This is a genomic window from Streptomyces fuscigenes, assembly GCF_021556455.1.
In the GTDB taxonomy this organism is placed as follows: Bacteria; Actinomycetota; Actinomycetes; order Streptomycetales; family Streptomycetaceae; genus Streptomyces; species Streptomyces fuscigenes.
In genome coordinates, this window is the sequence record NZ_JAKGCV010000178.1 from 1 (window position 1) to 10826 (window position 10826).

Consider the following 10826-nt stretch of genomic DNA (forward strand, 5'->3'; position numbering starts at 1 on the left):
CGTCACGCGGGCGCGGCGCCGCCTCGGCAGCGACTCGGCGCCCACCCGCCACGCGACGGCTGCCGCGACCGCGGCGGCGACGCCCAGCACGGCGGCCGACCCGACCAGCAGGAAGCCGCCGACGCACACCAGCGCGACGACGGCGACCAACGCATGGATCCCGTTTCTCGTTCCCACGGAACCTTCCCTCCACCCCACTCCGACGGGTGCGCACTCTCCGGCCCGTCACCTACGCAGGGTGCGCCTACCCCGAACCGTACGTGACATGCGGGCGCCCAATCAGGGTCGCATCAAGACAATCCACTCCGCGCGGGCCGCGTGAGCGCTGATCCCAATTGACACGCTCTTGATTTTGAGAATTACTTTCATTTGATGGAGGCCACCATGCACCGGCCTGTGACGGCACCACTCGATCGGGGCCCGGTGCACGGGCCGGGCGGGCCCTTTCGACGCCCCCGCGAGTGCCTCCGCGACGACCTGTACGACGACCTGTGCGACACGACGGAGGCGGACGATGGACGGTCACAACGGCACGAGCAGCGGGCAGGCGGGGCCCGGTCGGCGGTGGTGGGCGCTCGGCGCCATGGTCGCGAGCATGCTGGTGCTCGGCTTCGACATGACGATCCTCAACGTGGCGCTGCCCACGATGGCCAGGGACCTGGGCGCGAGCACCGGGGCGCAGCAGTGGATGGCCGACGTCTACATCGTCGTGTTCGCGGCGCTGATGCTGCCCGCGGGCCTGCTCGGCGACCGGTTCGGCCGGCGCCGGATGCTCGTCGCGGGGCTCGGGATCTTCCTCGCGGGCTCCCTCGTCGGCGCGCTCGTGCACAGCGTCGCCCTGGTCGTCGTGGCGCGGGGCGTCATGGGCGTGGGGGCCGCCCTCGTCATGCCGCTCGCGATGGCGATCCTGCCGTCCCTCTTCCACGAACCGGCCGACCGCGCCAAGGCCGTCGGCATCATCTCCGCATCCTCCGCGCTCGGTGTCCCGCTCGGCCCGATCGTCGGCGGCTGGCTGCTGGGGCACTTCTGGTGGGGCTCGATCTTCGTACTGAACATCCCGATGGTCGCGATCGGGATCACGGCCTGCCTGCTCCTGCTGCCGGAGACGTCCGACCCGGCGGCTCCCCGGATCGACCTGGTCTCGGCCCTGTGCACCGCCCTCGGCTTCGGCTCGTTCGTCTACGGCGTCAACGAGGCGTCGAGCCGCTCCTGGGGCGACCCCCTCGTGCTCGCGACGCTCGCCGCCGGAGTCGTGTTCATCGGCGCGCTCGTCCGGCGGGGGCGGCGCCAGGAGCGGCCGCTGCTGGACATGTCACTGCTGAGGCACCGGGCGTTCCTGCTCAACACGGTGGCCGCGACGCTGGTCATGTTCGTGATGTCCGGCCTGCTGTTCCTGCTTCCGGGCTATCTGCAGACCGTGCTCGGCAACAGCGCCCTGGGCACAGGCGTGCGCATGCTCCCCCTCATGGGCGGGCTGATCGTGGCGGCGCGCGGCAGCGGACCGCTGGTGCGGCGCTTCGGCGCCCGGGGCGTGATCAGCGGCGCGCTCGTCGTCGTCGCGTTCGCCTCCCTGCTCGGCAGCCGCACCGGCGTGCACAGCGGGTACGGCTTCACCGCGCTGTGGCTGGCCGTCGCCGGGATCGGCATCGGCTTCGCGATGATCCCCGCCATGGACGCGGCGATCGGGGCGCTCGCCAAGGACCGGGCGGGCAGCGGTTCCGGGCTGCTGATGACCGTGCGCCAGGCGGGCTCCGCCATCGGCATCGCGCTGCTCGGGACGCTGGTCGCGGGTGCGTTCGCCGGCCGGCTGGACACGTCCGGCCTGCACGGAGCGGCCGCGCACGCGGCGCGCGAGTCCGTGGTCGGCGCCCACCTGGTGGCGGCCCGCGGCGGGCTGCCGGGACTGTCCGCGAGCGCCGACGCGGCGTACGTGCACGGGCTGGACCTGGCGCTGCTCGTCTGCGCGGCCACCGCCCTGGTGACGGCGCTGCTCGTGGCGGCGCTGATGCCGGGCGCCCGGGCGGCCGTCGCGCCGTCCGGCGACGGACCCGCCCCGGGCACGACCGCGGACGACGGCACCGCCACGGCTGCGGGCGTCGCGGACGCCTCCGCTCCGGAAGTGGTCCCGGCCCCGGGCCGTGCCCGACAATGACCCGCATGGACGTCACCCCGAACCTCCGCTGCCTCTCGGAGAACCGCGCGGGCCTGAGCCTGCGCGAGCGCAAGAAGCTCAGGACGAGGATCGCGATCCGCCGCGCCACGTACCGGCTGATCGCGTCGGAGGGGTACGAGGCGACGACCGTCGAGCAGATCGCGGAGGCGGCGGAGGTCTCCCCCTCCACCGTCTTCCGCTACTTCCCCGTCAAGGAGGACATCGTCCTCACCGACGAGTACGACCCGGTGATGGCGGACATCCTCCGGCAGCGCCCGGCCGGCGAACCGATCCTCGAATCGCTGCGCTTCGTGATCGTGGAGAGCCTGCGCGGCATGCTGCGGGACCAGCCGGAGGAGCTGTACGCGCGCACCCGGCTGATGGTCGAGGTGCCGTCGATCCGGGCCCGGATGTCGGAGACGATGTCCACGACGTCCCAGCTCCTCGCGCAGATCCTCGCGGAGCGCACGGGCCGCGACCCGGCCGAGCTCGAACTGCGCCTGTTCGTCTCGACGGTGATCGGCACGCTGCGCGAGGTCACGATCTACTGGGGCGAACGCGGCTTCGAGGACGACCTGTTCAGCCTGATCGACCGCGCCATGGTGGTCCTCGGCGACCTGGACCTGCGCGACTGACCCGGCGCGGGCCCGGGCCCCGGCCGCCGCGCCGCTAGCGGGCGGCCCCCAGCAAAGCCGCCAGCTCGACCGGATCGGTGGTCGGCGCCCTGCAGACGAAGTGCCGGCAGACGTACGCGGCGGGGGCGCCGCCCACCAGGGGCCGGTCCACCAGCAGCGGGAACTCGTCCCCGCCGGGCTCCCCCGTCGCCAGCACCGCGCCGGGCGCCGTCCCGAGCAGGGCCACCCGCCGCAGCTCCGCCGCCGCGTCGCCGCTGCCGACCACGGCGATCTCGCGGGGGCCGTCGAGCGCGGCCTCGGCGGCCGCGAGCCCCCAGCCGATGAAGCGGGGCACGCGCGGGCCGAGCGCCCGCACCACGCCCAGCGCCTTCTCGGCGGCGGTGCGGTGCGGCTCGGAGGCGGTGTGCGCGGCGTACGTCAGCAGCGCGTTCGCGGCGGCGCTCCACCCGGACGGCGTGGCGTTGTCCGTGGGGTCCTGCGGCCGGCGGATCAGCTGCTCCGCGTCGTCCGCGGTGTCGAACAGCGCGCCGTCCGCCCCGGCGAACCGGTCCCGGACGATGTCGAGGAGGAAGCCGGCGAAGTCCAGCCACACGCCCTCACCGGTCACCGACGCCAGCGCGAGGAACCCCTCGGCGACGTCGCCGTAGTCCTCCAGCACCCCCGGATGCGCCCCGGCCCGGTTGTCCTTCGACGTGCGGGCCAGCCGCGCGCTGTCGTCGAGGTGCAGCCGTACGAGCAGGTCGGCGGCCTCGGTGGCGCGCTCGACCAGGTCCGGCCGGTCGAAGTACGCGCCGGTCTCCGCCAGCGCCGCGATCGCGAGGCCGTTCCACGCGGCGACGACCTTGTCGTCCCGGCCCGGCCGGGGCCGCGTGTCCCGGGCGGCCAGCAGCCGCTCGCGGACGATGGCGAAGCGGGCCGCGTCCTCCATCCCCGCGTCGCGCGGGAGTTGCAGCACCGAGGAGCCGTGCTCGAAGGTCCCCTCCGGGGTGACCCCGAAGCGGGTGGCGGCGAAGTCCGCGTCGTCCGCGCCGAGCACCTCCTCGAGCTGCGCGGGCGTCCACACGTAGTACGCGCCCTCCACGTGCGCGCCCGTGCCGTCGTCGCTGTCCGCGTCCAGCGCGGAGGCGAAGCCGCCCTCGGCCGTGCGCAGTTCACGCACCATGAAGTCGGCCGTCTCCAGCGCGACGCGACGTGCCAGGTCGGAGCCGGTGGCCCGCCACAGATGCGCGTACACCCGGCACAGCAGGGCGTTGTCGTAGAGCATCTTCTCGAAGTGCGGCACCACCCACTCCCGGTCGACGGAGTAGCGGGCGAAACCGCCGCCGAGCTGGTCGTACATCCCGCCGCGGGCCATGGCCTCGCAGGTGTCGGCGGCCATCTGCAGCGCGCCCTCCGCGCCCGTGCGGGCGTGGTGGCGCAGCAGGAACTCCAGGACCATCGACGGCGGGAACTTCGGTGCGCCGCCGAACCCGGCCCGCTGCTCGTCGTAGTCACGCGTCAGGCCGAGCAGCGCCTGCGCGAGCTCCGGCTCGCCCGGCGGGTCCCCGGCGCCCTGCGCGAGCGTGCGCCCCGCGAGCTCCGTCACGATGCGGCCCGCCACCTCCGCCACCTCGTCGCGCCGGTCCCGCCAGGCGCTCGTCACCCCTTCGAGCACCTGCGCGAAGGACGGCATGCCGGAGCGGGGCGCGGGCGGGAAGTACGTACCGAAGTAGAACGGCCTGCCGCCGGCGTCCAGGAACACCGTCATCGGCCACCCGCCCTGCCCGGTGGCGGCCTGCACGGCCTCCATGTACACGGCGTCGACGTCGGGCCGCTCCTCGCGGTCGACCTTGATGCTCACGAAGTGCTCGTTCATGTAGGCCGCGGTGGCCGCGTCCTCGAAGCTCTCGTGAGCCATCACGTGGCACCAGTGGCATGCGGAGTAGCCGACCGACAGCACCACGGGCACGTCCCGCCGTTTCGCTTCCTCGAACGCCTCCGGTCCCCACGGCCACCAGTCGACCGGATTGTCAGCGTGCTGAAGCAGATAAGGCGAGGTCGCACCAGCCAGCCGGTTCATGCGGCCCAGCCTCTCACAGCGTCTGCCGCGACCGGCGAAACCCGCACGGGATCGCCCGGCTCGACCGGAGTGCACTCGTGAGCCCTCACTTGTGAGCCCCCACTGGCGGCCGGGCCACGCCTGCGCCGAACCGGCTTGCCCGACCCTCGCGACAGTAGGCTGCGGCGCGGCAGCGCCGGACCCGCCGAGGCTCCCCGATGGAGGTACACCATGACCGCCGAGATGGTGGTCCCCGCGTGGATGCATACGCAGATGAGCGCGGAGCAGTACGACTCCTGGCCCGAGGAGCAGTGCGCCGGCATCGAGATCGTCGACGGAATGGTCGTCGTGAGCCCGAGCGCCTCCAAGCGCCACAACCGGCTGGCTCGGCTTCTGGCCAATGCCCTGGACGCCGCCGGAGGCCCGGACTTCGACGTCCGCTTGCAGGACGTGCCGCTCACCAACCGCCGTCCAGACGTCATCGTGTACCGGGCGGAGACCATCGGCCTCACGCCCACCCGCCCCGAGCACGTGCTCCTGGTCGTCGAGGCTGTGTCCCCAGGGTCAGAAACCACAGACCGGATCGTGAAGGTGGACCAGTACGCCAAGGCCGGCATCACCTTCTACTGGCGCATCGAACAGGCCGCCACCGGTATCCCGATCGTCCACACCTCCGTCCTCGACCCCGCCGCCAGGGCTTACCGGGACGGCGAGATGTTCACCGGCACGGTCACGGCCACCGTGCCTTTCTCCGTCACGGTCGATCTCGGGGACGTGTAGGGAACGGGAAGTCTCTGGCCCAGCACACCCGCCGGGCAGAAGCGCGGGCCCACCCCGGCGGCTGCTGCGGCGGAGGGACGGAGGCCCATCGACTTGTAGCACACCTGCGTAGTTGACGACGGCACCCGCAACATGATCGAACTGCCGCTCCGACACGGATGCGAAGCGGAGGTGTTCGACCCCTCGGGGGCGGAACAGCTCTGTCGTCGCGCGTCGTCCCGCGACCAGATGCCGAGAGCCGAAAGCCTGCACGTTGTCATAGATGTCGTCTTACATTTCGGGTATGAAGCAGACCCGAGCCGGGGCCACCGAGAACATCTCCGTGTCGATGCCGGCCGAGTTGGTCGGCGAACTCCGCGACCGGTCGCCGCGGGCTGTCCAGCTACATCACAGAAGCCGTCAGACACCAGCTCGCGATGGACGGACTCGCCGAGATCGTGGCGTCCCACGAGGAGGAGCACGGCGCGCTCACGGAGCAGGAGATCGAAGCCGCTCGTCGCGAGCTGTTCGGAGACGTGAACGCCGAGAATGTCGAGCGGGGCGCCGCGTGAAGGAGCAGCCGGCCCGCTCGCTGGTGCTCGATTCCGAGGCCCTCTCCCTGCTCCACCGCGCAACGACCGCGGCATGGCGGCTCGCATCGAGGCATCCCGGCAGGCTGGAGTTCCGGTCCTCGTGTCGGCGCTGACCGTTGTTGAAGCCGTGCACGGGAAGACCGGCCTTGCACGCTTGAAATGGGTGCTCTCCCGGCTGCGGGTGGAACCGGTCAGCCAGGAGGACTCCCTCACCGCGGTCGCGCTGATGCAGGACGCAGGCGGCCCGCACGGGCACACGTACGCGATCGACGCCCTCGTCGGCGCGCTCGCGCTCCGCGTTCCGGCCCCCGTGATCGTTCTGACCTCCGATCGCGACGACTGGTCGAAGCTCTGCGGGAAGCGCGTGATCATCAAAGCGGTGTGAGCACCGCCGACCGCCGGGTTCCCGAGCCCTCCGGGCGTACTCCGTCCGGGGTTTCGGACCGGGCGTCCGGACGCACACCCAGGTGAGCCCGCCGCCGGAGTCATGGCCGCGTCGGACGCCTACGGCCGTGGGACCGCCGAAGCGTCACCCCCAGGCCGTCACTCGTTGAACGCGGGCGAGGCGTGGGCCTTGAGGACTCCCTCGACCCCGTGCAGGAAGGTCTCGGAGACGAGCGCCGGGTCGAAGAGGCAGCCCGCGGCCATGGCGCCGTCGCGCAGCATGACGAAGTGGCGGGCGCCGCGTTCCGCGGGCTCCTCCCGGATCTTGGCCAGCAGGCCGGTGACGGTTTCGAGGAACCACTGGCGGTGCGCGAGGACCGCCCGGTGCACGGGGTCCTCGGGGTCCGGGTACTCGGCGACGGCGTTGAGGAAGGCGCATCCCCGGAAGCCCGGCGACTGGATGGCCTCGGCGATGGACGCGCTGATCGCCCTGAGCGTGTCCGCCGCCGGGAGCCCGGCCGCCAGGGCCTCGTCGGCCTGGCCGCGCAGGGCGCGGTCGGCCTCCTCCAGGTAGGCGACGACGAGGTTCTCCTTGCTGGGGAAGTGCCGGTAGAAGGTCGCCCGTGTCACCTGCGCTTCCTTGACGATGCGGTCGACGCCGACCGTGTGGATCCCCTCCGCGTAGAACACCCGGGCGGCCGTGCTGAGAAGCCGGTGCCGCGCTTCGGACGGCCGGCCTTCGGATTCGCTGCGCTCCATACGGCCCATCGTACCGGGTAGCGGGTAGAACGTTCGGTCTTGACAAGTCGCGGGACCCTTGCCAGAGTTCTGAAGCAGAACGTTCTGTCTCGCAAGCGGAGCCGGTGGCGCCTCGCCACGGACGCCGGCTCCTCATCGTGTCCGGCGAGGACCGGCCGCGAGACAGCCGGGCTGCTTCCTTCCGCGTTTTCCGTCGAGTCCCACCGAGAGGTCCACTGTGAGCACCATTGCTGCGCCGTCCGCTGTCACGGGGACGGCTTCCGCGCTGCGGCGGCTGTACTTCGTCAGGTTCGCCTTCGCCATCGTCTGGGCCCTCGTGATGCTCACGACGGCCACGAAGCTCACCCCGCTCGCGTCCGCGCTGCTCGTGCTCTACCCGCTGTTCGACGTGGGCGCCGCCGTCGTCGACGCGAGGGCGTCGCGCACCACCCGCTCGCCCGCGCTGCTCTACGTGAACATGGCGGTCAGCCTCGTCGCGGCCGTCGGCGTCGGCGTCGCCGCCGCCTCGGGCATCCCGGCCGTGCTGCGCGTCTGGGGCGCCTGGGCGATCGTGTCCGGGCTGGTCCAGCTGATCGTGGCCGTTCCCCGCCGCAAGATGGGCGGGCAGTGGCCGATGATCCTCAGCGGCGGCATCTCGGTCCTGGCCGGAGCGTCGTTCGTCGCGTCGGCCGGCGCAGCCGAGCCCACCCTCACCAGCGCGATCGGCTACGCCGTCCCGGGCGGCATCTTCTTCCTCGTGTCGGCCCTGCGCCTGGGCCGTTCCGCCAAGAACGCCTGACCGGCCGGCACGCCGGTGCCGTCCGCCCGGTCCTCCGCCGCCGCACGCGGACGGGCGGGGCGTGTCCGACGCGGCCCGGGCAGCCTCAACTCCCCTGACCCGCAAAGCCTCACGGCGTCAGGACGACCTTGCCGCTGACGGTGCCCGACTCGGCCAGGCGCAGGGCCTCGGCGGCGCGGGCGAGGGGCAGGCGGGCGGCGATGCGCGCGGTGACCTCGCCGCGGCCCACGGCGGCGAACACCTGCTCCAGGTCGGCCCGCAGGCGGGCGCGGAAGCGGTCCTTGCCGAAGGAGCGACCGGCCCAGATGTTGTAGAAGCCGGCGCGGCGGCCGTTGGGCAGCGCGTTCCACAGCGCCGTGCGGGCGAGGATCTTCAGCACCGGCCACTGCTTGGAGCCGGTGTCGTCCCGGGTCGATGCCGTGCCGTAGCAGACGAGCGTGCCGCCGCGGGCGAGCAGGCGCCACGACTCCCGCACGCCGGGGCCGCCGACGTGGTCGAAAACGGCGTCCACGCCGCCGGGCGCCAACTCCCTTACCCTGGCAGGCACGTCGCCGGCCCGGTAGTCGACGGGGACGACGCCGAGCGCGCGCAGCGCGTCGTGGTGGCGGGGGGACGCCGTCCCGATGACCTTCGCCCCCGCCGCGCGGGCCAGTTGGACGAGGACGGAGCCCACCCCGCCGCCGGCGCCGAGCACCAGCACGGTCTGCCCGGCCCGCACGCGGGCCCTGCGGTGCAGCATCTGCCAGGCGGTGATCCCGTTGACGACCACCGTCTCCGCCTCGTCGGGGCCGAGCCCGTCGGGCACGGGGACGAGGTCACCGGCGTCGACCCGTACGTGCGTCGCCCACCCGCCGACCTTGACGAGCGCGGCCGTCCGGCGCCCCACCAGCGCGGGGTCGACGCCCTCGCCGGTGGAGTGCACCCGGCCCACCACGTCGTAGCCGGGCACGAACGGGAAGGGCGGCTGGTCGTAGTAGCGGCCCCGGCGCATCTGCTGCTCCGCGAACGAGACGCCGCTCGCCTCCATGGCGAGCACGACCTGCCCCGGCCCCGGCCGGGGCACGGCGGACTCGCGCACCTCCAGGCCCTCGGGGGCCACGACACCCGGCAGTACGACCTCGACCATGCGCTCGCCGTCCATGACGCCACCTCTTTCTCTCGCGGTCTCCGAGAGCTCCCCTAGAAGCTCTGCCGTTCGTTAGAAGTTGTAACAGCAATCGCCTGTGAGAGTCAAGAAGAAAAGTGATAGCCTCTAACTGAACGATCCGGGCGGCGATCCGCTTCTCTCGCGGTCGACGCGGGAGCCGGACAGCGGCGCCGGCCCGTGCAGGAGGCGCCGGCAGGTGCCCGAACGGCCCGGACGGAGGCGCCGGGCCGCGTCGAGGCGGCGCACGGAGAGCGCGGTACGAGGAGGAGGCGGCGTGACGGCAGCGGACGCAGGGACCCCGAGGGAGCGCTACCGCGCCCAGGTGCGGGACGAGGTCAAGCTGCACGCGCGGGAGCAGATCGCCGCCGCCGGCGCGTCCGCGCTCTCCCTGAACGCCATCGCCAAGCGGATGGGCATGAGCGGCCCCGCGCTGTACCGCTACTTCGCCAACCGCGACGAGCTGATCACCGAGCTCGTCAAGGACGCCTACCGCAGCCTCGCGGACGCCGTGCGGGACGCCCCGGAGGGCGCCGGCGTCGCGGAGTTCGCCCACGTCCTGCGCGCATGGGCCCTCGAGGACCGGCAGCGGTACTTCCTCGTGTACGGCACCCCGATCCCGGGTTACGAGGCACCCGAGGACACCACCCTGATCGCGTCCGAGATCATGGCCGTCCTGCTCCGCGCATGCGCCGCCGAGCCCCCGGCTGCCCCGGGCACCGCGGCGCCGGACACCACCGCCCTGGACGCCCATCTCGCCGGACACCGCGCCTGGGCCCCCGACCCCGCGGTGCCCGCTGCCGCGCTGAGCCGCGCCCTGGCCGTGTGGACCCGGCTGCACGGCGTGCTCTCCCTCGAACTCTCCGGCCATTTCGTGGGCATGGGGTTCGACCCGGCGGAGCTCTTCGCCGCCGAGGTCCGCTCGCTCACCGGGCGCTGACGACGGCCCCGGGCCGGCACCCGGCCGCGCGTCCGGACGCGGCCCGCGACCCGCGGTGCGGCGCCCCTGCCGCGCGCCGCACGCGACACCCACCGTCCCTCCGCCCGCGGCCGGGCGGTTCTCAACTCCCCTGCCCGCGCGAGACCTTGTCGGCGGGCGCGGCCCGCGACATCCTGCACGTCCCGGTTCCGTCCCGGTTTCGTACGCGTGTTCCGCGCGCGGGCTTCACTCGCGGGCCGGACGGGCAGGACCAGGGACACACGACGCGTAGGCGGAGGGGGACTGCAGATGCGTGAGAGCCATCGCGCCGAGGCCGAGCGCCTGCTGGCGCGGGCGGTGGAGGACGAGGCGCGGCGCGCCGGCGGAGGGATCGACACCACCGCCCTCCTCGCCCAGGCCCGGGCCCAGTTCGACCAGCTGGCGGCGGCCGCCGAGGAGGAGTACGCGGCCTACACGGCCGCCCTGGACGCGCTCGCCGCGAGCAGGGGCCCCTGGGCCGGCCGGTTCGGCCGCGCGGGGCTGACCACTCCCGCCCTGGTGACGGGCGCCGCGGCGATCGCCGCGGCCTGTGCGGACGCCGCGTTCGGCACGGCCGCGGGCACCGCCGTGGGCACCGGCGCCGTCGTCGTGGTGGCGGGCGCGGC

General features: G+C 73.2%; 8 protein-coding genes and 3 pseudogenes. 8 read left to right on the forward strand and 3 right to left on the reverse strand.

Features of this window, described 5'->3' with window-relative positions; all coding sequences use genetic code 11:
- The first annotated feature begins 514 nt into the window (after nucleotides 1–514).
- Entirely contained in the window at nucleotides 515–2152 is a 1638-nt protein-coding gene (locus L1885_RS15900; RefSeq protein WP_235797771.1) for a DHA2 family efflux MFS transporter permease subunit, read from the forward strand.
- A gap of 5 nt (nucleotides 2153–2157) precedes the next feature.
- Nucleotides 2158–2787: a TetR/AcrR family transcriptional regulator gene (locus L1885_RS15905; protein WP_235797772.1), complete on the forward strand. Its 630-nt coding sequence runs from the start codon at nucleotides 2158–2160 to the stop codon at nucleotides 2785–2787.
- 34 nt (nucleotides 2788–2821) lie between these two features.
- Here L1885_RS15905 and L1885_RS15910 read toward each other — a convergent pair whose 3' ends face one another.
- Nucleotides 2822–4846 (reverse strand): thioredoxin domain-containing protein, encoded by a 2025-nt coding sequence (locus L1885_RS15910; protein ID WP_235797773.1) that lies wholly within the window; start codon nucleotides 4844–4846, stop codon nucleotides 2822–2824.
- A gap of 210 nt (nucleotides 4847–5056) precedes the next feature.
- On the opposite strand from L1885_RS15910, the gene L1885_RS15915 reads away from it, so the two are divergent.
- The 3 genes and pseudogenes from L1885_RS15915 (at nucleotide 5057) to L1885_RS15925 (ending at nucleotide 6562) form a co-directional block, all read left to right on the forward strand.
- A complete protein-coding gene (locus tag L1885_RS15915; RefSeq protein WP_235797774.1) occupies nucleotides 5057–5605 on the forward strand; it encodes a Uma2 family endonuclease in 549 nt (182 codons plus the stop codon).
- Between the two features lie 283 nt (nucleotides 5606–5888).
- Nucleotides 5889–6156: pseudogene (locus tag L1885_RS15920) on the forward strand (hypothetical protein).
- Nucleotides 6153–6562: pseudogene (locus L1885_RS15925) on the forward strand (PIN domain-containing protein). The pseudogenes L1885_RS15920 and L1885_RS15925 overlap by 4 nt, the downstream one beginning before the upstream one ends.
- Before the next feature lie 158 nt (nucleotides 6563–6720).
- Here L1885_RS15925 and L1885_RS15930 read toward each other — a convergent pair.
- On the reverse strand, nucleotides 6721–7320 hold the full coding sequence (locus tag L1885_RS15930) for a TetR/AcrR family transcriptional regulator (RefSeq protein ID WP_235797775.1): 600 nt from the start codon (nucleotides 7318–7320) through the stop codon (nucleotides 6721–6723).
- Between the two features lie 217 nt (nucleotides 7321–7537).
- On the opposite strand from L1885_RS15930, the gene L1885_RS15935 reads away from it, so the two are divergent.
- Nucleotides 7538–8098, forward strand: coding sequence for a hypothetical protein (locus L1885_RS15935; protein ID WP_235797776.1), 561 nt, complete (start codon nucleotides 7538–7540; stop codon nucleotides 8096–8098).
- 109 nt (nucleotides 8099–8207) lie between these two features.
- On the opposite strand, the gene L1885_RS15940 is transcribed toward L1885_RS15935, so the two are convergent.
- The gene (locus L1885_RS15940; protein ID WP_235797777.1) at nucleotides 8208–9239 is read right to left on the reverse strand and encodes a medium chain dehydrogenase/reductase family protein; all 1032 of its coding nucleotides are present in this window, start codon (nucleotides 9237–9239) and stop codon (nucleotides 8208–8210) included.
- Nucleotides 9240–9519: 280 nt separating this feature from the next.
- Here L1885_RS15940 and L1885_RS15945 point away from each other — a divergent pair, with 280 nt between their 5' ends.
- Together L1885_RS15945 and L1885_RS15950 are read left to right on the forward strand one after the other, a co-directional pair.
- A complete protein-coding gene (locus L1885_RS15945) occupies nucleotides 9520–10182 on the forward strand; it encodes a TetR/AcrR family transcriptional regulator (protein WP_235797778.1) in 663 nt (220 codons plus the stop codon).
- 288 nt (nucleotides 10183–10470) lie between these two features.
- Nucleotides 10471–10826 (forward strand): annotated as a pseudogene (locus tag L1885_RS15950) (hypothetical protein); the annotation flags it as partial.

Coding starts and splice junctions, on each gene's coding strand:
- L1885_RS15915 (WP_235797774.1), top strand. CDS start 5,057: ATGACCGCCGAGATGGTGGTCCCCGCGTGGATGCATACGCAGATGAGC.
- L1885_RS15900 (WP_235797771.1), top strand. CDS start 515: ATGGACGGTCACAACGGCACGAGCAGCGGGCAGGCGGGGCCCGGTCGG.
- L1885_RS15910 (WP_235797773.1), bottom strand. CDS start 4,846: ATGAACCGGCTGGCTGGTGCGACCTCGCCTTATCTGCTTCAGCACGCT.
- L1885_RS15905 (WP_235797772.1), top strand. CDS start 2,158: ATGGACGTCACCCCGAACCTCCGCTGCCTCTCGGAGAACCGCGCGGGC.
- L1885_RS15930 (WP_235797775.1), bottom strand. CDS start 7,320: ATGGAGCGCAGCGAATCCGAAGGCCGGCCGTCCGAAGCGCGGCACCGG.
- L1885_RS15940 (WP_235797777.1), bottom strand. CDS start 9,239: ATGGACGGCGAGCGCATGGTCGAGGTCGTACTGCCGGGTGTCGTGGCC.